This is a genomic window from Streptomyces sp. SCPE 10 (assembly GCF_051980735.1).
GTDB classification, from domain to species: Bacteria; Actinomycetota; Actinomycetes; order Streptomycetales; family Streptomycetaceae; genus Streptomyces; species Streptomyces misionensis.
Window position 1 is genome coordinate 7,583,529 of sequence record NZ_CP197069.1, and the last position, 23,524, is coordinate 7,607,052.

Sequence of the window (23,524 nt, forward strand, 5' to 3'; positions counted from 1 at the left end):
GCCGGATGTGATGGTGCTGTCCCCTACGTCAACCAGTGAGGCAGAACCATGCGCATCCGCAGCATCGCCGCAACGGCCGCTCTCGCGGGCGTCTTTGCCCTGGGCGGCACCGCCACCGCCTTCGCCGCCGACCCCGACCCGACGACCGGCACCGCCGTCGGCAGCCCGGGGGTCGCGTCCGGCGACGTCGTCCAGCTCCCGATCGACATCCCCGTCAACGCGTGCGGCGACACCGTCGACATCATCGGGCTGCTCAACCCGGCCTTCGGCAACACCTGCGTCAACCAGTGACGATGCGCCCGTGCGCCGGCTCCCCGCCCCGGGGGCCGGCGCACGGGCCGGTCAGGACACGGTGGTGCGGCACAGCAACAGACAGATGTCGTCGTCGTGTTCGGAGTCGCACAGCATCGGCCTCAGCAACGCGTCCGCCGCCGAGTCCAGCTCCTCCAGCTCCGCCGCGCCGAGTCCGGCCAGCGCCCGCCCCAGCCGCTCGATGCCCGCGTCGATCCCGGCGGAGCGACGCTCCACCAGGCCGTCCGTGTAGAGCGCGAGCGTGGCGCCCGCGGGCAACTCCTCGTAGTACTCCCGGTATTCGTGGGGCACCGGCACCCCGAGCATGACCCCCGGCTTCGCGTCCAGCACCCGCACCTCGCCCCCGGGGTCGCGCACCAGCGCGGGCGGATGCCCGGCCGCCGCCCACACCACACCGGGCTCGCCGGGCGTGATCCGGGCGATGGCGCACGTCGCGTACAGCTCCGGCTGCTGGTGGCACAGCATCCGGTGCAGCAGGGTGAGGATCCGGGCGGGCCCGTTGCCCTCGACGGCGTAGGCGCGCAGCGCGGTACGCAGCTGGCCCATGATCACCGCGGCCCGCAGCCCGTGCCCGGTGACGTCCCCGATCACCGCCAGCACGCTCCCGTCGGGCTGCGGGAACGCGTCGTACCAGTCGCCGCCGATGTTCAGCCCGTGCGTGGCCGGCAGATAGCGCGCCGCGAGATCCAGGCCCCGGGTGGCCGGCAGATCGGTGAGCTGCGCGCGCTGGAGCGCCTCGGCGACGTCGCGGTGCTGCTCGTACTGGCGCGCGTTGTCCAGCGCGATGCCCGCCCGCCGGGCCAGCTCCACCAGCATCACGGTGGTGTCCGGGTCGAACCGTTCGCCGGGCGCGGACAGGGTCAGCACGCCCTGCACCGTGCGTGCCCCGAGCGGCAGGCACAGCAGCGGCCGGTCCGGGCAGAGCGCGGAGGCCGGCAGGTCGTCCACGCCCGGGAGCCCGCCGGGGTTCGGGCCCGCGTGCTGCGGGCGCCCGGTGCGGGCCGCCAGCACCGCGGCCGCCGCCCGCCCGGCCGACTGGGTGCGCTCGTCGTCCACCAGCCAGACGTCGACGTGCCGGGCGTACTCCGGGACGAGCAGCTTGGGCAGCCGACGCAGGATGTCCTCGTGCTCCAACGAGGCGTTGATGGCGGCGCTGGCGTCGGCGAGGAAGGTCAGCAGCCGCCGGGCCTTCTCCGCCTCCGCGCGTGCCGTGCGCTCGGCGTCGAGGAGGTCGCGCTGCGCCAGCGCGGCGGCCTCCAGCTCGCCGTGCAGCGCGAGCACGCCCTGGTTGGTCTGGTGCAGCTCCTCCCGGTGGAAGCGCACCAGTTCCTCGGCCTCGTCCAGGCCCGCGAGCACGGCGGCGGTCTCCTCGCCCGCGCCGAGCAGCGCCTCGGCGAGTGCCGCCTCGTCCATCTCGTCCGGCCGGGGCAGGGGCTGCGGCAGGGGAGAGGGGCAGGTCAGCGTGTGCCGCCAGGGCTCCGGCCCGGACAGGTCGATGTGGAGCTCGCTCCCGTCGGCGGTCACGTCCAGCCGCTGCCGCTGCCCGTCCAGGCAGGGGCGCAGCCGGGCGGTGACCTCGGCGAGGAGACGGGCGCGTGCCGTCGCGGGCACCCCCGCGTCCGTCATGAGCCGCGTCAGCAGGGCACGGGCACGGGCCGCGTCGGCGGTGCCGGCGAGGGGCCAGGTGTCAGAGATGGCGGTCATCTGTGCGGGTCCGGCGGTCGGGGGCCAGTACGGCCACGCTGGTGTCGTCACGCGGGGGGCGGGCTGCGCTGCCCGCGTCCCGGAGGATCGCCGCGGCCAGGACGGACGGGTCCTGGGCGAGCAGCTGGGGGTCCTCGGGCGGACTCCAGCGGCTGGGCAGCCCGTCGCTGTGGAGCACGAGCAGACTGTCCCGGTGCCACGGCACCCGCCGCAAGGGGACGTGGGAGGGGAAGTACGCCCCCACGATCCCCGGATGCGACAGCAGGGACGTCCACCTGTCCGCGGTGCGCAGCCGGGCGCCTATGTTGCCGACCCCGGCGAAGCCCAGTTCCGCACGGTCCGTGTCCACCTGGGCGACGGCGATCGCGGCGCCCCGGGTGGGGCGCAGGGCCCGGTGCAGCCGCCGCAGCAGCTCCGGCGGCGGCAGATGCCCGCAGCGGGCCAGCTCCGCGACCGCCGCGGTGGACGCGTGCGCGGCCTTCGGACCGTGCCCCAGGCCGTCGGCGAGCAGCAGCGTCACCAGGGCGCCGTGGCGCGCCCAGCCCCAGGCGTCGCCGCACATCTCGGCCTGCCCGAGGGACACGGCGATGCCACCCGCGAGGGCACCGCCGGGCGGGGGCGGCGGCGCGTGACCGCCGCCCGCCCGCTCGGGGTCGATGCGTGCCGTCGCCACCGTGCCCCGGCCCGGCGCGCCGTAGAGGTGGAAGGCGTCCGCGTTGCGCAGACAGCTGCCGAGGCCCGCGCCGAGGGACGTCTCGGCGGCGGTGGTGCAGCCGTCGCGCAACGCCGCCGCGACATCGGCGATCCCCGGCCCGCGGTCCAGCGTCCACAGCTGCACCGAGGCCCCGTCACCGGACGGCGGTGTCACGAGGTTGACCACCATGCTGCCGCCGCCCGCGTGCCGGAGCAGATTGGTCGCCAGCTCCGTGGCCACCAGCTCCCCGGCCGCCGTGCGCTCGGGATCCAGCCCCGCCCGCGCGCACGCCTCCCGTACCGCCGTACGGGCGTCCCGGACCCGTGTGGAGTCGTGCACCGGGACCTCCCACACCCGGGTCATCCCAGCCCCGGGCGCGCCGAGGGCACCTGCGTCACCCAGGCCACGGCCGTGACGGTCGTACCCCGGCCCGGCTCGGTGTCCACACTGAACTCCTGCACCAGCCGCCTGGCACCGCTGAGCCCCAAGCCGAGGCCGCCGCCGCTGGTGTAACCGTCGGTCATGGCCAGCTCCAGGTCGCGGATGCCGGGGCCCTCGTCGATGAACGACATCTTCAGTCCCCGGGCCCGCCCGTTGTCCAGCGGGGTGATCTCGGCGCGTCCGCCACCGCCGTGCACCAGGGTGTTGCGGGCCAGCTCGCTCGCCGCCGTGACCAGCTTCGTCTGCTGGACCAGACCGAACCCGAGGCGTGCCGCGCACTGCCGCACCTGCTGCCGGACCCAGGCCAGATCCGCGTCCGAACGGATGGGCACTCTCGTCGCGGACGCCTGGCCGGACGACTGCATCATCTCCCCCTCTGGGACAGCAGTTCCAGTGCCCGGTCCACGTCCAGCGCGGTGGTCAGACCGGGCAGCGTCAGCCCCAGCTCCACCAGGGTGATCGCCACCGCGGGACGCATCCCGGCCAGCACCGTACGGGCCGCCAGCAGCCGGGCGGTGGAGGCGATCTCCGCGAGCACCCGGCCCAGGAAGGAGTCGACGATCTCCACTCCGGAGATGTCGATCACCACACCGGTCACCCCGGCCGTGGCGATGCGTTCGCTGAGGTCCTGCTGGAGTTGTTCGGCCATGCCGTCGTGCAGTTCGCCCTGGAGGGAGACGAGCAGGACGTCGCCCAGGGCGAGCACCGGGACGGGCGCCATGGGTTCGTTCACCGGGCGCTCGTACCCGTCTGCGCGCGGGAGACCTCGATGCCCTGCCGGCCCAGCGCGTAAGCCAGTGCGTCGGCGAGCGAGGCGCGGGTGAGCACCGAGCCCAGGTCGATGCCGAGCTGCACGATCGTCTGCGCGATCGCCGGGCGGATACCGGAGACGATGCACTCGGCCCCCATCAGCCGCGCCGCGGCCACCGTCTTCATCAGATGCTGCGCCACCAGGGAGTCCACGGTGGGTACTCCGGTGATGTCCAGGATGGCGTACCGGGCGCGCTGGTCGACGATGGCCTCCAGCAGCGACTCCATCACCACCTGGCTGCGCGCGCTGTCCAGGGTCCCGATCAGTGGGACGGCGACCGTGCCCTCCCACAGCTTGATGACCGGTGTGGCCACTTCGAGCAGTTGCTGACGCTGCCGCTCGATCAGTTCCGCGCCCGCGTCCAGGGCCGTCTCCAGCACCACCAGGCGCAGCGTGCCCAGCAGCAGGGTCAGCGCCAGCACGCTCTCCTGGGCCTGCGGGGCGGCCGGGTCCGCGAACTCCTCGCGCAGCAGGTCGACGGCGGGCGCGCGCAGGGCGGCCACCTCGTCGGCGATCTGGGACGGCGTGGCCCCGGTCCGCGCACGGTTCTGGGTCATCCGCCCCAACTGGTCGCGCACCGGTTCGTACCCGGGCGCGCCGGTGTCCTCCAGGCATCCGCTGACGGCCACGTCGGACAGGGCGTCCACCACCGCCTTGCAGGCCTCCACCGCCTCGTCCCGGGAGACGGTGAACACCGAGCGGAACAGGGGGGCGTCCGCCCAGCGTTGGGCGATCTGCTCCTGGCGCCGCTCCAGGAAGGAACCCACCCATTGCGGTGCCGATGCGGCCGCGTCCTGCTCCGGCACTGTCACACTCTCCTCTCGCACAGCCGGGCATCGCCGCCGGTCCGGCCGGCGGCGAGCCGATCTTTACCGTCCGGCAACATTAGCCCCGCCACTCGGCGCGACCAAACCCGAGGAGGGCTCTGACGTGCCAACTCCCACTGTCCTACGGTCAGTTCACGGCGACGGCCGACCCGGGACGCGCTTGCTGGAGCGTGGCCCCGGTACGACTGCCGGTGGGCCGTCTACCCCGGATCGCGCAAGAGTCTCCCGACTGTTGCGGATGTCACTCGGACGGGCGTACGCGGGGCCGGCCGAGCTCGGCCGGGGGAGGGGATGCCCAGGGGGCTGCGCGCCGGGTACGGCTCGGCGGCGGAGGCTCGCCGGGCGGCTGTCGGGCGGCCGGGCGGAGGCTCGTGTCGGCTCACCGGATGGCCGAGCGGATCGGCCCCGGGGCGGATGCCCAGCGGACCGGCGCACTCTCGGGCGGACGCTGAGCGCGACGGCGGTCCCGGGCGGGGTGGACGCTGAGACGGAATGCCCCGGGCGGATGCCGCACAGGGCCGGAAATCCGGACGGTGGGCCGGGGCGGGCGTTTCACCGCCCGCGCCCCACGGTCCCGCCGAGGCCCTCCCAGGGGGGCCTGACGGCTGACCGCAGGACACTTGTGTTCTGGGGCGGTTTCCTCAGTCCGCCGTGCCGGCCGGAGCCTCGCGGCGGGCCGGTACCGCTTCCGGCTGGGAGGGGGGCTGGGGCTTCGCCGAAGACTTGCGGCGACGCAGCAGCAGCCGTCTGGCCGGGCACTCGACCGCCTCGTACAGCACCCAGGACAGCCCGAGCGAGATCGCGAACGCGGTCGCGGTGACGGCCAGTCCCGCGAGGGCGCCGAAGTGCGGCTTCGTTCCCAACAGGCTGGTGCCGGCGCGCAGCACCAGCAGATGGATCATGTAGAAGGCGAACGACAGCTCCCCGAGCCGCACCAGCCGCCGGTGCCGCCACAGGGACGGGTGCCCGTTCAGGTCGGCGACGGCCGCCGCCGGGATGAGCAGCGCGAACCCGACGAGGGTGCACAGCGTGGCGGGGTAGCCGGGCCGGAACTGGGGCACGAAGAAGTAGCCGAGGATCGCCAGCGCGAGCGAGGCCTCCAGCCCCGGACCGCGCCACCGGCCGAGCAGCACCAGCCGCGCGGTGACCGCGCCGAGCACGAACTCGGGTAGCCGGGCGGCCGGGAACGAGTAGAGCGTGTACGTCCACCAGTGGTGGAGGTCCGACCAGGCCAGCACCACCACCGCGGCCACCGACAGCGCACCGAGCACGACCGATCCGCGCACGCCGAGCCGGCGCAGCACCAGGATCAGCAGCGGGAAGGTGGCGTAGAAGAAGGCTTCGCACGCCAGGGACCAGCTGACCGGGTTGAGCGTCTGCCACCAGGGGTGCCACCAGGAATGCAGCAGCAGCACGGTGGCCAGCGCCTGCTTGGGCACCGGCTTGGTCTGGTGCGCCAGGGTCAGTGTCATGAGGACGGCCACCCCGAGGGTGACCAGGTGCACCGGATAGACACGGGCGATACGGCGCCGCCAGAACGCGAGCGCTCTGTCACCTGGCCGTGCCGACCAGGTCAGGACGAATCCGGAGAGGACGAAGAAGAACGACACTCCGGTGGCACCGGCACCGAATCCCCAGAAGACGACATGGGCACCGGTACCGCCGAAATAACCGAAGTTGTTGACGTGCAGTCCGAACACCAGGAGTGCCGCCATCCACCGCAGCCCCGTGAGGGACGGCAGGGACGGATTGGCGGCGGGTGGAAGCCGGGCGTTCGTCGTGCCGGTCAGGGCGGGCGGCGTCCGGAGCGCCCGGGTCGTCGCCGTGGTCATCGAATCACCTGCCGCAGAGGGTTGGCGTAGGGCATGAAGGGGAACGTTGCCCGTTCATCCCCGTTCCATCACGTCACATGGCAAACATCACACAGATGCGGAACGAGGCAACCCCCTACGCGCCACGGACATCCCCCCGGCTACACCCGTACGAGCGACCCCACTCCACCGGCCGGCGGCGGGGTTTTTCCTGAGGCCCGGGATGGACACGGCGGGGGCGCGGCTCGTTCGAACCGCGCCCCCGCCGTGCCGAGTTCGTCAGCCGACGTCGTCGTGCCCCACGTCGAGGTCCATCTCGCAGGACGTGCCCTCGCCCAGCGTCACCTCCGCCATGACGGGGGCGTAGCCGGAGGTGACCACGGTGTACGAGCCGGGGACCAGGTTCTGGAGGGTGTATGTGCCGTCGGCGGCGGTGGTGGCCGAGGCCACCACCTCGCCCGAGGCACTGATCAGGGTGATGCGCGCGTCCGGGACGGGCCGGCCGGTGTGCTGGTGACGTACCGTCCCGTGCACGTCGCCCAGGCCCGCCAGTCCGACGTCCGGCACGACCGGTCCGGCGTCGGCGCCGAGTTGGACGGCCCGCGGGTGGTGCCCGGTGGCCGAGACGACCAGGGTGTACGACGAGGCCTCCGCCGTCGTCGTCAGTTCATAGGCGCCGTGCTCGTCGGTGGTGGCACGCGCCCGCTGCCGGCCTGCCTGGTCGACCAGGGTGAGGCTCGCCCGGGCGAGGGGCCGCCCCGCGCTGTCGTACACCCGGCCGCGCAGGACACCCCTGGGGGCCACCGCGCCTTGGCCTGCGGGGGACTCCCCGGACCTCTCCTCGACGGGCGCTCGGTCGACCTTCCGGGCGACCGCCTCGGCCGCCGGACCCGGGCCCGCCGCCGTCGCGGCCGCCACCGCCGGTGCGGACGCGGGTGTGGTCGCGGGCGGTTCGGGCGCGGGTCCGGACGCCGGTGACCCGGCGACCGCCGCCCCGGCCTCCGTCCGCCGGCCGCGGATCAGCGACGCACCTGCCGCGGCCAGGGACATGGCGATGGCCAGGGAGAACACCACGACCAGGCCGTCGTGGAACGGCTGCGAGATCAGGTGCGGGAAGAACTCTCGGCCGGTGAGGTGCGCCGCGGCGGACGGCGACAGATGGCCGAGGATGTCCGGGCCGAGCAGATGCTGGATCGGGTTGTAGCCGAGGAAGGCGGCGAACAGGACGCCGACCGGCGGCAGCGCGGCGACCGTGTGCGCGGCGCCCGCCGGGACGCCCTGGGCCGTCAGACCGGTGGTGAGGGTGTCGGGCAGGGTCCCGGCGAGCCCCGCGACCATGAGCGAGAAGAACACGCCCATGGACAGCACCATGCCCGCGTTCTGGAACGTCGCGCGCATCCCGGAGGCCGCGCCGCGGGCGTCGGCCGGCACGCTCGACATGATGATCGCCGTGTTGGGGGCGGCGAACAGACCGCCGCCCAGCCCGTTCAGGAAGATCAGGGCGGCGAACACCCAGTACGAGAAGTCGCTCGGCAGCACCAGCAGCCCGGCGAACGACACCGCCATCACCAGGAAGCCGCAGGCCGCGAAGAGCCGCGCCCCGAACTTGTCGGACAGCGCGCCCGACAGCGGCCCGGCGAGCAGGAAGCCGATGGTCAGCGGGAGCATGTAGATGCCCGCCCACAGGGGCGTGTCCGCGTAGTCGTAGCCGTGCAGCGGCAGCCAGATGCCCTGCAACCAGATGATCAGCATGAACTGGAGCCCGCCGCGGGCGATGGCGCCGAGCAGCGTCGCGGCGTTGCCGCCGGCGAAGGCCGCGTTGCGGAACAGGCGCAGGGGGAACATCGGTTCGGCGACCCGGCTCTCCACCACGCAGAAGACCGCGAGCATCGCCGCGCCGCCGATCAGCCCCGCCAGCACCCAGGGGTTGGTCCAGCCCATGGTGTGACCGCCGTACGGCTGGATGCCGTAGGTGATCCCGGCGAGCAGCGCGGTCAGGCCGAGGGCGAAGGTGATGTTGCCCCACCAGTCCATCCGCCCCGGCCGGCGGATGCCGGTCTCGTGCAGCGACTTGTACGCCCACACCGTGCCGATCAGGCCGATGGGCACGTTGACCCAGAAGATGGAGCGCCAGTTCCAGGTGACGAGCACACCGCCGAGCACCAGGCCGAGGAAGGAACCGGCGATGCCCGCCACCATGTTGACGCCCAGCGCCATGCCGCGCTGCCGGGCCGGGAACGCGTCGGTGAGGATCGCCGCCGAGTTGGCCATCAGCATCGAACCGCCGACGGCCTGCACGATGCGCCAGCCGATCAGCCACAGCGCCCCGCCGCCGCCGTGGAAGGGGTCGAGCGAGAGGATCACCGAGGTGAGCGTGAAGATCAGGAAGCCCGCGTTGTAGATGCGGACCCGGCCCATCATGTCGCCGAGCCTGCCGAGCGCGACCACCAGCACCGCGGTGACCAGCATGTAGCCCATCAGCATCCACAGCAGATAGCTGACGTTGGCGGGTTCGAGCGGATCGAGGCGGATGCCGGTGAAGATGCCGGGCAGCGAGATCAGCACGATGGAGCTGTTGATCGTGGCGATCAGCATGCCCAGCGTGGTGTTGGTCAGCGCCACCCACTTGTAACCGGGGTCGTCCGCGCCGATCCAGCCGCGCCTGCGGTGCTGCCCGGGCGCGGCGGCGCCGGGTATGCGGCCGGTCTCCTTGGTCGTCATCGATTGCTCCCGGTGTCTCGCCGTTGGGGCTGGGGGGCGGATCGCGCGTCGTCCGTGAGCATGCGCTGGACGAGGGGGGCGACCACGCGCATCGCCTCCGCGAGGGCCCGCTGGTCGTCGTCGGGCAGGGTGGCCATCAGATCGGCCAGGCGCGCGTCGCGTGACCGCCGGCGTGCGGCCAGGACGTCCCGGCCGGCGTCGCTGATGCCGATCAGCGTCACCCGGCCGTCCACCGCGTCACCGACCCGCATGATCAGTCCCTGGCGTTCCAGCCGTTGCACCAACTGGGACATCGAGGGCTGGGCCACGCCCTCCGCCGCCGCCAGGAGGGTGAGCCGTAGCGGCCCCTCGCGCTCCAGTCGGGCCAGGGTGGAGGCGGCGGTGAGGCTGAGGTCACGGTGGTCGGTCACGACCCTGATCACGGCAGCGGTCGTATCGGCCAGTAACTGTGCGGTCCGCTGCACGTCCGCATCTCTGTGAGAGTGATCCACACTCTTTAAGTATCACCCTCTTATATAGGCACCCTATGAAAAACTTCGTAAGGGTTTCGGGTGCCGGGCGACGGGGATTCCGGGGCCGGGCCGCCCGGAGCGGCCACCGGCCGGACCTACCCGGCGCCGAGGGCCGGATACCGGTGCGCCGCTCGTTCGGCGCAATGCGTGCGGGCCGGTGCCGGGACGGACGGATCCGTCCCGGCACCGGCCCGCGGTGGGGTACGGCCGCTCAGCGGACCGTGACGTTGAAGACCGGGGACGTCGTGCTGCCGCTGACCATGCGCAGGTCGTTCTTGCCCTTCAGGCCCAGCTCGACCCGGAGCGCGTAGGAGCCGCTGCGGGCGACGGGTGTGGACGCGGGCAGGGTGACCCACTTGGTGCCCTGCTTCTGCTGGAGGGTCACCTTGCTGCCCGCCGGGAGGCCGGTGGTCTTGCCGGTGACCCGGAACAGCGTCCAGGCGCGCACGGAGGACACCGACGGCGTCGCCGTGATGCTCGCCTTCACGGTCTGGGCCGTGCGGGCCGCGGCGGGAGCCGTGGTGTGGGCGGCCGGGGTGGCCGCCATGGCGGTGCCCGCGAGGGCGAGGGAGGCCGCGCCGAGGGCGCCGACGACGGCCGCACGCAGGGAACGCCGCTTCGTGACCATCATGGATCCGTCCTTTTCTGTGGTGAGTTCAACTGTTCACGCCAAAGGAGAGGAACATGCCGGTTGGCGTGGTCACTTGGAACGACGACAGCTCAAGGACGGGCGTTCACTGATGGTTTGTCCCTGTCTTGTAACAGCCGGATCGGCGCCCCCGGTCAGGCGCGGGGGCCGATCTCCTTCCCGTCGGCATCCTGGACGGTGATGGCCAGCATCGGGCAGATGTCGGCCGCGTCCAGGGCGCGTTCCTCGCCCTCCGGGATGTGCTCGCTGACCGGATGCGAGCGGTCGTCGTCCAGGACGAACAGGTCCGGCGCGGTTCCGGCGCACATGCCGGAGCCGATGCAGCGGCCGGAGTCCACGTGCAGCTGCCAGCTCATCGCCGCCTCACCAGCCCACCGGCATGACCCGCGGGCCGCGCACCAGCATCTCGGTCTTCCAGGTGATGTCGCCGGCCACATGCAGACCGGGGAAGCGGGCCACCAACGCCCCGATGGCCTCCTGGAGTTCGAGACGGGCGAGCGGAGCGCCCAGGCAGTGGTGCACACCGTGACCGAAGCCCAGGTGCGCGTTGCCGCCGCGGGTGATGTCGAGCGTCCCCGCCTCGGTGAAGCGCAGCGCGTCCCGGTTGGCCGCGCCGATGGCCACCAGTACCGGCTCGCCTGCCCGCACCAGGGTGCCGCCGACCTCGATGTCCTCGGTGGCGTAGCGGGGCTGGCCCGCGCCGCTGCCCAGGGGCACGAACCGCAGCAGCTCCTCGATCGCGTTCGTGATCAGCTCGGGCTCCGCGCGCAGCCGGGCCAGCACGTCGGGGTGGTCCAGCAGGGTGAGCACGAAGTTGGGGATCTGGGTGGCGGTGGTCTCGTGCCCGGCGACGAGGATGCCGACGCACAGGTCGACCAGCTCCAGCTCCGAGAGCCGGTCGCCGTGGTCGCGGGCCTCGATCAGCGCCGTCATCAGGTCGTCCCGGGGCTCCTTGCGGTGCGCGGCGATCAACTGGGCCATGTAGGCGCGCAGTTCCTCGCGGTTGCGGTCGAACTCCTCGGCAGTGAGGGAGCTGGTGGACAGCGCCGCGTCGCTCCAGGCCCGGAACCGCGGGCGGTCCTCCTCCGGCACCCCGAGCAGCCGGCAGATCACCGCGACCGGAATGGGCAGCGCGTAGTGGTCGACCAGGTCGACGGGCGGTCCCGCCGCCTCCATCGCGTCCAGCAGATCCGCCGTCAACTCCCGTACCTGCGGCCGGAGTTTCTCCACCTGGCGCACGGTGAACGCCTTGGCGACCAGGGACCGCAGCCGGGTGTGGTCGGGCGGGTCCATGCTGAGGATCCCGCTGTCCCGGCGGCCCTCCGAGGCGCGCGGTTCGTCGTGTTCGAGGCCCAGCGCACGGCTGAACCGCTGGTCGCCGAGGACCAGCCGGGCGTCCGCGTAACGGGTGGCGAGCCAGGCCGGCTCCCCGTAGGGCATCTGGACGCGGAGCAGCCCGGGGGTGTCACGGGCTCGTTCGTAGGCCTCGGACAGGGCGAGACCCTGACCGGAGTTGAAGGGGTAGGCGAGGGGTGCCTGGTCCGTTGCCGTCACAGCTGTCTCCCTTGTGTAAGCACACGCTTACAACGCTAGGAGGTGCCCGCCGGGCGGTCAACGACGCTAATCGGCCGTTACCCTGGCGGGTCCTCGGCAGACGCGAGCGGGCCGAACGGGCGCAGGCGGCAGAAGGAGCAGCGGGTGGACAGCGGCGAGCACACACGGAGCCAGGGCCGATCCGCCGGGGGCGACCCCGGGACACAACGGCCCCAGCGCCTCCGGGGAGACCGGGAGACCGCCCCGCGCCGGGCCCGGGAGGCGGGTGCGCCGGAGGTTCGGGAGACCCGTTCGAGCGGGGAAGCCCGCGGGCACCGGACTCGCGACGCCCGGGGCACCCGCCTGCGTATTCTCCACGCGGCCGGTGCGGTGTTCGCCGAGCGGGGGTACGAGGCGGCCACCGTTCGGGACATCGCCGCACGTGCCGGGGTGAACCAAGCGCTCATATTCCGCTACTTCGGCTCGAAGAAGGCCCTGCTCGCCGAGGTGATGGCGCAGGACGGCAGGGAGCAGGTGAGCACCACGCCGCCCGAGCGGCTGTTCGAGACCGCGTTGCGCGGGGTCCTCGCGGAGGGCGGGGGAGCCGGCGCCGACCGGCTGCTGGCCGTGTATCTGCGTTCCATCGGCAGCGCCGACGCCGCCCCGGAGACCGTGCGCGTGCTGGGTGAGGAGTACGCCCGCGCGCTCGCCGCCCTCTCCCCGGCCGACGACGGCACACTGCGCGCCCAGCTCGCCATGGCCTGGCTGCTCGGCATCGGTCTGATGCGCGTCGTCGTGGGTCAGGAGCCGCTGGCGAGCGCCGCCCCGGACGACGTCTGCGCCCACGTCCTCGCGGCACTCGACCGGTTGCTCCCCGGGCTGCCGGCCGAGGGGGCGGCCGAGGCGCGATCCTAGGGTCACGGGCTCGCGCCAGGTGGCCGATCCGATGCGTCGGCGCGGCTTTCTCCGTCTCGGTACGATCAGCCCTGCCGTGCTTGATCGCGGTACCCGTCGGCCGCGGTCGCCGGCCAGTCGGGACCGCTCGGAGCGAGGGGGACGCATGCGGGTCGATCAGCTGTGGCGCTATCCGGTGAAGTCCGTGGGCGGTGAGCGGCTGGCCGCTGCCCAGGTCGGGGTACTCGGGATCGAGGGCGACCGGGGCATCGCGGTGCACGACGCGCGGGGAGAGGTCACCTGGGCCGGTGCCGTTCCCGGGCTGATGCGGGTGCGGGCGGTCCGCGTCGGGCCGGGCGTGGCCGAGCTGGTGCTGCCGGACGGCCGGCGGTTCCGCTCCGACGCGCCCGACGCCGCCGCCCGGCTCGGTGCCGCTGTCCAGGCCGACGTCACCCTGGTCGAACACCGCGCGCACCAGCCGCACGCCGCGCTCCACGTACTGACCTCGACGGCGCTGCGCAGCCTCGCCTCGGCACTGCCGGACAGCGCGCTGGACGTCAGCCGGTTCCGGCCCGGCATGGTGCTCGACGACCTCCCCGACGACGGGTCGACCGGGTACCCGGAACACGGCTGGATCGGCCGCCGGATGGCCATCGGCGAGCTGGTACTGCGCTTCACCGAGGGGTGCGACCGCTGTGTGGTGATCACCAAGGAGACGCCGAGCGTGCCCCACGACCGCGCCGTGCTGCGCTGGGTCGCCCGCGAGCTGGGCAACACCTTCGGCGTGTACGCGGCGGTCGAGACACCCGGCCGTGTCCACGTGGGGGACGAGGCCCGCTGGCTCGACTGAGAGGCCGCTGCCCGGCCGGCCTGCCCGCCGTCCCGGCCTGGGCGGAGGGCCGGGTGGTGCGCGTCGACCGCACGGGAAGCAGGCCGCCCGAAGCGGCCGATGCCAGGACCGCCCGGCTCACTCGGCCGCGGCCGACCGTACGCCGAGCCCCGTCAGACAGGCGGTCAGCACCCGGGTCAGCCGCGGTTCCACCTCCACGATGGCGTGGCCGAGCCGGGGGTCGCTCGTGTACAGCTCGCGCAGGCGCGGGCCGGGCGCGGCCATCTGCCACAGCGCGCCCGCCAGCCCGGTCGCCGTGGCGATCGTGTCGACGCTCTGCAACTCGTCCAGCCCCAGCAGCCGGCCCAGTTCGCCGCCGATCAGCTCGACCTCTTCCAGCGTGACCAGCTTGAAGGAGCGCACCGACTCGATCGACACGTTCCGCTCCAGGTTCAGCGGCGCCTGGGCGAGCAGGTCGCAGAACATGGGACGCCGCGCCAGCGTGCCCGCGAACACGGCCGCCACCTCGGCGGGCGTGGCCTGCGCCCGCCGGGCGAGGTCGCCGCGCAGTTCGGCGGACCACTCCCGCCACCCCTCGGCTGTCAGCGCGAGGAAGATCTGCTCCCGCGTCTCGAAATAGCGCAGCAGCGCGGACTTGTGCATGCCCACGGCCGCGGCGATGTCGGTGAGGGTGACCTCCCTTACACCGCGCGCCCGGCCGAGTTCCCGGGCCGCTTCCAGGATGGCGGCTTCCCGCGCCTGCTTGGCCTCGGCGCTGCGCGCACGTCGAAAGGCGGGCTCACTCATGGGGGACATCATAGGAACCAGTTAACACAACGGCGTTGCATTAATAAGAGAACGGTGTTGTACTAACGGCATGAGTCAACAGGATTCCCAGGTCTGGTTCATCACCGGTTCCTCGCGCGGTCTCGGCCGCGCCCTCGTCAACGCCGCCCTCGCGGCCGGAGACCGCGTCGTGGCCACCGCCCGGCGCCCCGAGTCCCTCGCGGAGGACTTCGCCGCGTACGGCGACCGCGTCCTTCCCCTCGCTCTCGACGTCACCAGCGCGGATGCGGCGCGCGCGGCCGTGGAGTCCGCCGTCGCCCACTTCGGGTGCATCGACGTGCTGGTCAACAACGCCGGATACGCGAACGTGTCACCCATCGAGACAACGGACGACGACGACTTCCGCGCCCAGTTCGAGACGAACTTCTGGGGCGTCTACCACGTCACCAAGGCCGCGCTGCCCACCCTGCGCCGCCAGGGGGCGGGCACCGTGGTGCAGTTCTCCTCGGTCGGCGGACGGGTCGGCGGCTCGCCGGGCATCGCCTCCTACCAGGCGGCCAAGTTCGCCGTCGACGGCTTCAGCCGGGTACTGGCGGCGGAGACCGCGCCCTTTGGCGTGCGGGTCATGGTGGTCGAGCCGAGCGGCTTCGCCACCGACTGGGCGGGCGCCTCCATGACCGTGCACGCCGTGCCCGACGCCTACGAGGCGACCGTGGGCGCGATGAACCGGCTGATGCGGCAGAACACGGCGGGCGCGGCCGGGGACCCGGACCGCGCCGCCGAGATCGTCGTACGGACCGTGCACAGCGGCGACGTCCCGGGCCATCTCCTCCTCGGGGTGAACGCCGTGACCATGGCACTGGACTATTCCCGGCGGCAGCTCGCCGAGGCGACCGCCTGGGAGGAGGTGAGCCGCTCGGCCGACTTCGGCGAGCCCTACCCGGTGCGCCTCCCGACCGGGAAGCCCGAGTAGGCCGAGAAGCCGCTCACTCGCCCAGGAGCAGCCCGGTCCCGCCGACGTAGACGTGGATGCCGTCCTTGCCCACCGCCACGCGATCGAGACGCAGCTCGCCGGAGGGCGGGTTCGGGATCTTGAAGGAGAAGCGGAAGCGGTCGGCGATCTGCGGGCGGGTCAGCTTGCTCAGGGACGTGAGCAGGGACGGGTCGAGACCGAGCCGCTTGAGGACCTCCGGGTGGGCGAGCGCCACGTCCACCAGGTTCACCCGGGTCAGCCGGTGCAGGAAGCGCGGCGCGCCCGTCAGCCGGTGGAGCCGGTCCTCGTCGTCCAGAGCGGCGTTCACCGTGCGCTGCGGTACGCCCATCCGGTGCACGATCTCCGGCACGCCCAGCATGGCCCTGACCTTGTCCGCCTCCCGGGAGATCCGGCGCGCCGCGGACCGGGTGAGATGCAGGCCCTCGGCGCGGCCGGTGCCGGGCCGGTACGTCGCGAGGTCGCCGATGTCCAGCCGCATCCCGTCCACGGAGGTGGTGATGCCGCGCTCGCCCTCGCGCCGGACGCGGGCGTCGGCGCGCACCCGCACGTCGTTCCCGGCGACGCGCAGGGCGCCGACCGCGCGGATCCGCCCCGGCCCGTGGGCGCTGAACGACACCTGGGAGGCGCCCAGTTCGCGGTTCATGTCCGCGAACGACAGCAGCACCTGGCCGTGCACCCGCCGGACGAGCGCCCCGCGTACGGCGGTCGGCCCGTCGCCGTCGACGCGTATGTCGCGGGCGGTGGCGGTGACCTGGGTCAGGGTGACCCGCTCGGCCGGCACGTCGGGGACGGTGACCTCGACCGAGTCCAGCCGCCGGGCGGCCAGTTGGGTCAGGAACGGGAAGCCACCGATCCGCACCTCGGGGGCCGCGGTCAGATGCAGCCGGTCCTTGAGCCGGTCGGCGGCCTGGCGCTCGGCGTACAGCAGCGCCCAGCGGTCGGCGAGGGCGACGAGACAGGCGACGGTGAGCAGCCACACCACCAGCCTGAACAGGGTGGGCAGGCCGGTGGCCCGGTTGCGGCGGCGGCCCCGGCGCCTGTGATTGGGTGGCTCCCAGGGGTCCTCGCCGTCGCCTGGCCGTCGCTGAACGCGGTCGTCCTCGGCGAGGAAGTCGTCCAGCGGTTCCTCCGCCGGATCGTCCGCGAGGGCGGCCAGCTCGTCGTACGGACTTTGGGCGGGGGGAACCCCGCCGGGTGCGGGTCCGTCGGAGTGAGCGGTGTGATGCGTCGGTGTGTGGGGGGTACGCATCGGCAGATTTGATCATATGGACCCACCCGGCTCGCAACTTCCGCGAGGAGCCGGACACGTAATGGCCCGATGCGCACGTGTTATCGGCTCGTAGGGCAACTCCCCTGTGACCGGGCGACGTTGGACAATGGTGGCGACCCTCCTATCGAAGACGGGGAAGGACCGTTCATGACGGCAACGGACAGCCGGCGTTTCGTGGGCAGGACCGCGGTGGTGACCGGCGGCAGCAGGGGAATCGGGGCGGCGGTCGCCACCCGTCTGGCGGCCGAGGGGGCCGACGTCGTCGTCGGTTACCGCGGCAACCGCGCGGCGGCCGACAGCGTGGTCGCCGCCATCGAGGCGCACGGCGGCAGGGCACTGGCGCACGCCGCCGACGTGACCGATCCCGGGCAGATCGAGGCGCTGGTCGAGCGGGCGGTCGCCGAGTTCGGCCGACTGGACGTGCTCGCCTCCTGCGCGGGCATCGAGCACTTCGGCGCACTGGAGAGCCTGACCCCCGCCGACTTCGACCGCGTCTTCGCCGTGAACACCCGCGGCCAGCTGTTCGCGGCACAGTCCGCCGCCGCCCGGATGGACGCCGGCGGCAGGATCGTGCTCACCTCCTCGGTCAGCGCCTCCCGCGCCGTCTTCGAGCACACCCTGTACGCCGCCTCCAAGGCCGCCGTGGAGGCCATGGTCCTGAACCTCTCCGCAGAGCTGGGGCAGCGCGGCATCACGATCAACGCCATCGCCCCCGGCGGCACCGACACCGACATGGCCGCGGAGAACTCGGCCGGCTACCAGCACCCCCTGCTGCGCGGCACGGTCCCACCGCGGCAGTGGCTGTCGGCGCACGGCGCGCTCGGCCGCCTGGCCCGCCCGGACGAGATCGCCGCGGGCTACGCGTTCCTCGCCTGCGACGACGCCGCGTACATGACCGGCCGTACCCTGCCCGTGGACGGCGGCTTCTTCTGAACCGGGGCGTTCACGACTGACGCGAGTGCACCGGGCTGTTGGCCACCTCCTGCGGGCACTTGCGGTGCCGCGGCCGGATCAGCCGGTCCCGCTGCCAGTCGAACGCCGCGAGGGCCAGGGACGCCACCATGCCGATGAGCGCGGCCGCCAGGGCCACGACCACGGCGCCGCGATAGTCGTTGTGCCGGCCGAGCTCCAGGTAGTAGAGGCCCGGCAGCGCGGCCGTGCCCACCGCCGCCCCGAGCCGCTGCCCGGTCTGCAGGGCGCCGCCCGCCGCACCCGCCATGCTCACCGGCACGTCCCGCAGCGTCATCGTGATGTTGGGGGAGACCACGAACCCGCCGCCGATACCGCCGAGGAACAGCACCGGGGCGGCGACCCAGGGCGCGATGCCGAGATCCACGTAGTGCAGCAGCAGCGCGGTGCCGCCCAGCCCGGCGATCACACCCGCGAGCCCGCACACGGTCAGCAGCCTGCCCAGCCGGTCCACCAGCCGGCCGGCGATCACGGCCGCGCACGCCGAGCCCAGCGCGAAGGGGGTCACCGCGAGCCCGGAACGCAACGGCGAGAAGCCGAGACCATGCTGGTAGAACAGGGCGAACACCAGCCACACCCCGCTGAACCCGATGAAGTAGAGCGTGCCGACACCCGCGCCGATCGCATAGCCGCGCACGGTGCTGAACAGCCGCGGGTCGAGCAGCGGCTGCGCCCCCTTGGCCACCACCCGCCGCTGCCACTGGACGAAACCGGCGAGGACCGCGGCCCCGATCGGGAACAGCCACCACACCCGGCCGATCCCGCCGGAGTCCGCCTGGACCAGCGGATACATCAGCGCCAGCACACCGAGCCCGAGGAGCAGCACACCGAACGCGTCCACGTGCCCCCGCCCCGACCCCTGTACCCGGGGCAGCAGCCGGCGGCCGAGCAGCACCGCCAGGATGCCGATGGGCACATTGACGTAGAACACCCAGCGCCAGCCGTCGGCGCCGGAGGCCAGCGCCAGGATGGCGCCGCCCGTGATGGGCCCGGCGGCGGAGGAGATGCCGACGGTCGCCCCGAAGAACCCGAAGGCGCGCCCGCGCTCCGCACCGCGGAACATCTGCTGGATCAGCGCCGAGTTCTGCGGCGCCATGAACCCGGCCGCGAGACCTTGCGCGAGCCGCGCCACCACCAGCAGCGTGATGTCGGGGGCCGCCCCGCAGACGGCGCTGAACAGCACGAACCCGCTCAGCGCCAGCAGGAAGATGCGGCGCCTGTCCAGCGCGTCGCCGAGCCGTCCGGCGGTGACGAGCGCGAGGGCGAAGGTGAGCGCGTATCCGGACACCACCCACTGCACCTGGGCGGGGGAGGCGTGCAGATCGCGCTGCATGGTGGGCAGGGCGACCGCCACGATCGTCACGTCCAGCAGGCTCATGAAGCCGGCCACGAGCGTGACCCACAAGGCGCGCCACCGGCGCGGATCGGGCTCGTAACCGGCTTCCCGAGTCGCCTGACCACGACCGCCTGTGGTCGGCGTCGACGCTGTCACCTGGGCTCCTTTCCGTCAGGACCCCCGCACTCGAAGGAACCAGGTTCCCTGCCGGGGCACGGACACACCCCCATCCGAGATGGCCCCATCACCTGCAACCGCAAACACCGGCGAGAAAATCCGGCCGAGCGCCCTGGACGGGGGTGTCCGGGCGGATGCCCACTGTCAGTGGTGGCTGCCAGGCTGGTCACATGAACGGCGACGACGAGCAGCTGCTGCGCGGCCGGGTCTACGGCCACGACCACGACGACCCGGGCCCCCGCCCGGACCGCAGGTACGCGGAACTGGTCGGCGGTCCCCTGGACGGCCTGCTTCTGGACATCACCGACCAGGCCGGCGAGGCGCCCGCCACCGGCGTCCCGCTGCGCACCGAACTGGGCCGGTTCGGCACCGGCGGCCGGGCCGTGTACACCCCGCGCCCGGGCGACCCCACCCGCTTCGACTGGACCGGCGACACCCCCTGAACCCTCGACCCCGTCACCTACCGTGTCGCTCCGATGGCGCTACGAAGCGGTGAGTTTGAGCACGCGAGATCTGTGCAGGCGTTGGCGTGTGCAATGTGATCGGCGAAAGGAAAACCGTCATGGAGGCGACTGACCACGACAGCACGGTGGACCCCGCCGCGGTCAGACGTCACCGCATGCTCTTCCGGGCGATCGAGAAGCGGCGGCACCCCAGGCTGCGCCGCAGCGACATCACCGTGACCGACGAGGCGGCGGTCAAACGCGCCACGAAGGCCGCCGCCCTCGGCAACGCGATGGAGTGGTACGACTTCGGCATCTACAGCTATCTGGCCGCCACCCTCGGGCAGGTCTTCTTCCCCTCGGGCAGTCACACGGCCCAGCTGCTCGGCACCTTCGCCACGTTCGCCGTCGCCTTTCTGGTGCGGCCCATCGGCGGCATGGTCCTCGGGCCGCTCGGCGACAAGATCGGCCGCAAGTCCATCCTCGCCCTCACGATGATCATGATGGCGGTGGGCACCTTCGCGATCGGCCTGATCCCCTCGCACGCCGCCATCGGCCTGTGGGCCCCGGCCCTGCTGATCTTCTTCCGCCTGGTGCAGGGCTTCTCGACCGGCGGTGAGTACGGCGGCGCCTCCACGTTCATCGCGGAGTACGCGCCGGACAAGCGGCGCGGTTACTTCGGCAGCTTCCTGGAGTTCGGCACGCTCGCCGGATACGTCGGCGCCTCCGGCCTCGTCGTCGCCCTCAGCAGCTTCCTCAGCGACGACCAGATGCTGCACTGGGGCTGGCGCGTCCCCTTCCTGGTCGCGGCGCCGCTCGGCTTCATCGGCCTCTACCTGCGGCTCAAGCTGGACGAGACGCCCGCCTTCCAGAAGCTGGAGGGCGGCCAGGCCAAGGCGACCGAGGCGGCCGACGCCGTGGAGACGTCGGCCGCGGGAGACCTCGGAAAGATCTTCACCCGCTACTGGCGGCCGCTGCTGCTGTGCATCGCGCTCGTCGCGGCGTACAACATCACCGACTACATGCTGCTGTCGTACATGCCGACGTACCTGTCCGACGAACTCGGCTACGACACCAACCACGGCCTGCTGATCCTGCTGATCGTGATGGTCCTCCAGATGTGCGTCATCAACCAGGTCGGGCGCCTCTCGGACCGCTTCGGCCGCAAGCCGCTGCTGATGGCGGGAATGCTCGGTTTCCTCTTCCTGTCGGTGCCGTCCTTCCTGCTCGTCCGGCAGGGTGACGTCGCCCTGATCGCCCTGGGCCTGCTGCTGATGGGCCTGTCCCTGGTGGCCATGCTGGGCACCATGTCGGCGGCGCTCCCGGCGATCTTCCCCACGCATGTGCGCTACGGCTCCCTCTCGGTCGCCTACAACTTCTCCACCTCGCTCTTCGGCGGTACGACCCCGCTGGTGATCACCGCGCTGATCGGCGTCTTCCACACCAACCTGGTGCCGGCCTACTACGCGGTGGTCGCCGCCGCGGTGGGCGTCATCGCCGTCCTGTGCATGAGGGAGACCGCCAACAAGCCGCTCGCCGGCTCCCCGCCCTCGGTGGAATCGGAGGCCGAGGCCGCGGAGCTGGTCCGGGCCCAGTCGCCCGACCCGAAGTTCTGACCGGGCCTTCCCCGGCAAGGCGCGGGGCGAGCGGGGTGGGGTCGTCGTCGAACAGCCGGCCGCGGCCGTGACCGGCTCGACACACAGCCGCCTCGGTGGGACACCGGCCGGCGCGTCCAGGTTCGCGTCGACATCCTGACTCCGGCGCCCGGCCTCGGCCGGGCGCCCGCGGCGCCCGTGGACCCCGTCGGACATCGGTCCTCCGGAACGGGCCGTCCGCACAGGAGATCGCTGTTTCGGCGCGATCCTGGCGGCGGAAATCTGGGAGCGCTCCCGTGGGAGCGCTCCCAGGTAGGCATAATGAGGGTCCACTGTTCCCGCGGGCGCGTCAAGGGAACGAACACTCCGAGTTGGTGCGACTGACGGGTTGTCATCCATGGTGACGGGCAGAAGCGTGATGGCTGCGGGCGGGGGGCGCGGCGGCCGGCCGACGCTGGAGATGGTCGCCGCGCGGGCCGGTGTCGGACGGGGCACGGTGTCCCGGGTGGTCAACGGCTCCCCGCATGTGAGCGCCCAGGCGCGGGCGGCGGTGGAGGCGGCGATCGCGGAGCTGGGCTACGTGCCCAACCGCGCGGCCCGGGCGCTGGCCGCCGACCGCACGGACGCGGTGGCCCTCGTCATCCCCGAGTCGGAGACCCGGCTCGGCGCCGAGCCGTACTTCCTGGACATCGTGCGCGGTGTGAGCACCGAACTGGCGGACACGGACATGCAGTTGCTGCTCACCCTCATCCGCACGCCCCGCGAACGGCAACGCCTGGCCCAGCACTTGGAGGCCCGCCGGGTCGACGGCGTGCTGCTGGTGTCGGTGCACGAGGACGACCCGCTGCCCAGCCTGCTGGAAAAGCTCCAGGTGCCCACTGTGCTCAACGGCCGCCGCTCGGAGCGTGAATGGATGTCGTACGTCGACGCCGACAACGTTGGCGGCGCGCGGTCGGCGGCGGAACACCTGCTGGCCCTCGGCCGGCGGACCGTCGCCACCATCACCGGGCCCCTGGACATGTATGTCGCCCGGTGCCGGCTCGACGGGTACACCCAGGCCGTGCAGGCCGCCGGTCTCGGCCGGGGCCCCTCGCTGGTCGCGCACGGCGACTTCACGGAGGAGGGCGGCCGCGCGGCCATGCGCGCCCTGCTGGAGCGGCAACCCGGCATCGACGCCGTGTTCGCCGCCTCCGACGTGATGGCCAGTGGCGCCCTGCACGTGCTGCGCCAGTCGGGGCGGCGCGTGCCCGAGGATGTGGCGCTGGTCGGCTTCGACGACTCGGCGGTGGCCCGGCACGCGGACCCGCCGCTCACCAGCGTGCGCCAGCCGACCGAGGAGATGGGCCGCACCATGGCCCGGGTGCTGCTGGAGCAGATCGAGTCCCGCACCGGCCCCCGGCGCCATGTGGTGCTGTCGACGGAACTGGTGCGCCGCGCGTCCGCGTGAGACCGCGGGCCGGGAGGCTCCACTGTCGCGCGCCAGGCCTGGCGGACTCGGGCGCGCGCCGCGGTGCGGTGCTTCGGAGCCCCGGCGCGGGTGTCGACCGGCGACCGGTGGGCCGCACGACGCCTGGGCCGGAGATCTTCCATGCCGCCGCGACCGGCTACGGCCTCGGTGCGGCGGGATGAACACAAGCGTGGAACCGGCCATGTTGGCCCTCACGCGGTGGAGACGTCCAGGCGGACGCCGGCACCCCCGTCCCCGGCCTCGCGTGGCGTCCCCCGCGGGCGACGACGGGCTGTCCTCGCCCTCCGGCACGCCCGGCAACCGGTGGCAGGGGCCGCGTGCAAGTGCCGGATGGCGGTTTTTCCGCCCTCCTGTCGCCGTCGCACACCGGTCGAGCCCCTGACGGTCCGGCGCGCGGACCCGGCCGCGGCGCACCGTCCCCGGGTGCATCGTCGCCGGATGCGGCGAGTTCACCGGCCTCCCGGGCGCTGATGACCTTCGAGTAGGCGCACGGCGCCCCTTCGGCGGTTAGGGCGACATGAACACGCCATTGCGCTCCCGTTTCGCGCGGCCCCTTCACAGCGGTGTTTCGAGTTGTTACTTTCCTCACTTGCTGGGAGCGCTCCCACGTTCAACATCCTGGAATCACGCCGGAGTTGACCACCGCGGCATCGAGTGGCGGAAGCCTCCGGTCCCTTCCGAGGGTGCGACGAGTCCCGGCGAGCACCACCGCACACGCACCACACCGGAGCCCGCTCGGGCGACCGGT

Annotated in this window: 22 protein-coding genes and 1 pseudogene; 9 read left to right on the forward strand and 14 right to left on the reverse strand. The window is 72.8% G+C overall.

Features of this window, described 5'->3' with window-relative positions:
* The first annotated feature begins 48 nt into the window (after positions 1 to 48).
* A complete protein-coding gene (locus tag ACSP97_RS34400; protein WP_355154115.1) occupies positions 49 to 291 on the forward strand; it encodes a chaplin in 243 nt (80 codons plus the stop codon).
* Positions 292 to 342: 51 nt separating this feature from the next.
* Here the strand turns inward: ACSP97_RS34400 and ACSP97_RS34405 are convergent, their stop codons facing one another.
* The 11 genes from ACSP97_RS34405 to ACSP97_RS34455 form a co-directional block, all read right to left on the reverse strand.
* Positions 343 to 2,016 carry a PP2C family protein-serine/threonine phosphatase gene (locus ACSP97_RS34405; protein WP_440555818.1) on the reverse strand — a complete coding sequence of 558 codons (1,674 nt, stop codon included), beginning with the start codon at positions 2,014 to 2,016 and terminating at the stop codon, positions 343 to 345.
* Complete coding sequence (locus ACSP97_RS34410; RefSeq protein ID WP_358271638.1) at positions 2,000 to 3,073, reverse strand: anti-sigma regulatory factor; 1,074 nt, start codon at positions 3,071 to 3,073, stop codon at positions 2,000 to 2,002. Before ACSP97_RS34410 ends, ACSP97_RS34405 begins: the two co-directional genes overlap by 17 nt.
* Complete coding sequence (locus ACSP97_RS34415) at positions 3,070 to 3,516, reverse strand: anti-sigma regulatory factor (protein ID WP_364725951.1); 447 nt, start codon at positions 3,514 to 3,516, stop codon at positions 3,070 to 3,072. The genes ACSP97_RS34410 and ACSP97_RS34415 overlap by 4 nt, the downstream gene beginning before the upstream one ends.
* A complete protein-coding gene (locus ACSP97_RS34420) occupies positions 3,516 to 3,872 on the reverse strand; it encodes an STAS domain-containing protein (RefSeq protein WP_070029930.1) in 357 nt (118 codons plus the stop codon). Before ACSP97_RS34420 ends, ACSP97_RS34415 begins: the two co-directional genes overlap by 1 nt.
* A gap of 8 nt (positions 3,873 to 3,880) precedes the next feature.
* Positions 3,881 to 4,774 carry an STAS domain-containing protein gene (locus ACSP97_RS34425; protein WP_382014857.1) on the reverse strand — a complete coding sequence of 298 codons (894 nt, stop codon included), beginning with the start codon at positions 4,772 to 4,774 and terminating at the stop codon, positions 3,881 to 3,883.
* A 656-nt stretch (positions 4,775 to 5,430) separates the two neighbouring features.
* Positions 5,431 to 6,621 carry an acyltransferase family protein gene (locus tag ACSP97_RS34430; RefSeq protein ID WP_355524569.1) on the reverse strand — a complete coding sequence of 397 codons (1,191 nt, stop codon included), beginning with the start codon at positions 6,619 to 6,621 and terminating at the stop codon, positions 5,431 to 5,433.
* A gap of 258 nt (positions 6,622 to 6,879) precedes the next feature.
* A complete protein-coding gene (locus ACSP97_RS34435; protein ID WP_440555819.1) occupies positions 6,880 to 9,321 on the reverse strand; it encodes an MFS transporter in 2,442 nt (813 codons plus the stop codon).
* On the reverse strand, positions 9,318 to 9,743 hold the full coding sequence (locus tag ACSP97_RS34440) for a MarR family winged helix-turn-helix transcriptional regulator (RefSeq protein WP_355154104.1): 426 nt from the start codon (positions 9,741 to 9,743) through the stop codon (positions 9,318 to 9,320). Before ACSP97_RS34440 ends, ACSP97_RS34435 begins: the two co-directional genes overlap by 4 nt.
* Positions 9,744 to 10,044: 301 nt before the next feature.
* Positions 10,045 to 10,464: a hypothetical protein gene (locus ACSP97_RS34445; RefSeq protein WP_382069664.1), complete on the reverse strand. Its 420-nt coding sequence runs from the start codon at positions 10,462 to 10,464 to the stop codon at positions 10,045 to 10,047.
* A gap of 152 nt (positions 10,465 to 10,616) precedes the next feature.
* Entirely contained in the window at positions 10,617 to 10,838 is a 222-nt protein-coding gene (locus ACSP97_RS34450; protein ID WP_355154100.1) for a ferredoxin, read from the reverse strand.
* A gap of 7 nt (positions 10,839 to 10,845) precedes the next feature.
* Positions 10,846 to 12,036, reverse strand: coding sequence for a cytochrome P450 (locus tag ACSP97_RS34455; RefSeq protein WP_358305112.1), 1,191 nt, complete (start codon positions 12,034 to 12,036; stop codon positions 10,846 to 10,848).
* Between the two features lie 369 nt (positions 12,037 to 12,405).
* On the opposite strand from ACSP97_RS34455, the pseudogene ACSP97_RS34460 reads away from it, so the two are divergent.
* The 3 genes and pseudogenes from ACSP97_RS34460 to ACSP97_RS34470 all read left to right on the forward strand — a co-directional run.
* Positions 12,406 to 12,465: pseudogene (locus ACSP97_RS34460) on the forward strand (TetR family transcriptional regulator); the annotation flags it as partial.
* On the forward strand, positions 12,466 to 12,930 hold the full coding sequence (locus ACSP97_RS34465) for a TetR/AcrR family transcriptional regulator (protein ID WP_440558519.1): 465 nt from the start codon (positions 12,466 to 12,468) through the stop codon (positions 12,928 to 12,930).
* 145 nt (positions 12,931 to 13,075) lie between these two features.
* The gene (locus tag ACSP97_RS34470) at positions 13,076 to 13,759 is read left to right on the forward strand and encodes an MOSC domain-containing protein (protein WP_440555820.1); all 684 of its coding nucleotides are present in this window, start codon (positions 13,076 to 13,078) and stop codon (positions 13,757 to 13,759) included.
* Positions 13,760 to 13,876: 117 nt separating this feature from the next.
* Here the strand turns inward: ACSP97_RS34470 and ACSP97_RS34475 are convergent, their stop codons facing one another.
* Entirely contained in the window at positions 13,877 to 14,545 is a 669-nt protein-coding gene (locus ACSP97_RS34475) for a TetR family transcriptional regulator (protein WP_440555821.1), read from the reverse strand.
* Positions 14,546 to 14,615: 70 nt separating this feature from the next.
* On the opposite strand from ACSP97_RS34475, the gene ACSP97_RS34480 reads away from it, so the two are divergent.
* Positions 14,616 to 15,497 carry an SDR family NAD(P)-dependent oxidoreductase gene (locus tag ACSP97_RS34480; RefSeq protein ID WP_440555822.1) on the forward strand — a complete coding sequence of 294 codons (882 nt, stop codon included), beginning with the start codon at positions 14,616 to 14,618 and terminating at the stop codon, positions 15,495 to 15,497.
* A gap of 13 nt (positions 15,498 to 15,510) precedes the next feature.
* Here the strand turns inward: ACSP97_RS34480 and ACSP97_RS34485 are convergent, their stop codons facing one another.
* On the reverse strand, positions 15,511 to 16,767 hold the full coding sequence (locus ACSP97_RS34485; RefSeq protein WP_440555823.1) for an LmeA family phospholipid-binding protein: 1,257 nt from the start codon (positions 16,765 to 16,767) through the stop codon (positions 15,511 to 15,513).
* Positions 16,768 to 16,935: 168 nt separating this feature from the next.
* On the opposite strand from ACSP97_RS34485, the gene ACSP97_RS34490 reads away from it, so the two are divergent.
* On the forward strand, positions 16,936 to 17,721 hold the full coding sequence (locus ACSP97_RS34490; protein WP_440555824.1) for an SDR family NAD(P)-dependent oxidoreductase: 786 nt from the start codon (positions 16,936 to 16,938) through the stop codon (positions 17,719 to 17,721).
* A gap of 10 nt (positions 17,722 to 17,731) precedes the next feature.
* Here the strand turns inward: ACSP97_RS34490 and ACSP97_RS34495 are convergent, their stop codons facing one another.
* Positions 17,732 to 19,135, reverse strand: a complete 1,404-nt coding sequence (locus ACSP97_RS34495; RefSeq protein ID WP_440555825.1) for an MFS transporter — start codon at positions 19,133 to 19,135, stop codon at positions 17,732 to 17,734.
* A gap of 305 nt (positions 19,136 to 19,440) precedes the next feature.
* Between ACSP97_RS34495 and ACSP97_RS34500 the strand changes: the two genes are divergently transcribed.
* The 3 genes from ACSP97_RS34500 to ACSP97_RS34510 all read left to right on the forward strand — a co-directional run bounded on the left by ACSP97_RS34500 (position 19,441) and on the right by ACSP97_RS34510 (position 22,755).
* On the forward strand, positions 19,441 to 19,713 hold the full coding sequence (locus tag ACSP97_RS34500) for a hypothetical protein (protein ID WP_440555826.1): 273 nt from the start codon (positions 19,441 to 19,443) through the stop codon (positions 19,711 to 19,713).
* A 119-nt stretch (positions 19,714 to 19,832) separates the two neighbouring features.
* A complete protein-coding gene (gene proP / locus ACSP97_RS34505; protein WP_355524541.1) occupies positions 19,833 to 21,329 on the forward strand; it encodes a glycine betaine/L-proline transporter ProP in 1,497 nt (498 codons plus the stop codon).
* 397 nt (positions 21,330 to 21,726) lie between these two features.
* Positions 21,727 to 22,755, forward strand: a complete 1,029-nt coding sequence (locus ACSP97_RS34510; protein WP_355325961.1) for a LacI family DNA-binding transcriptional regulator — start codon at positions 21,727 to 21,729, stop codon at positions 22,753 to 22,755.
* The last annotated feature ends 769 nt before the right edge of the window (positions 22,756 to 23,524 follow it).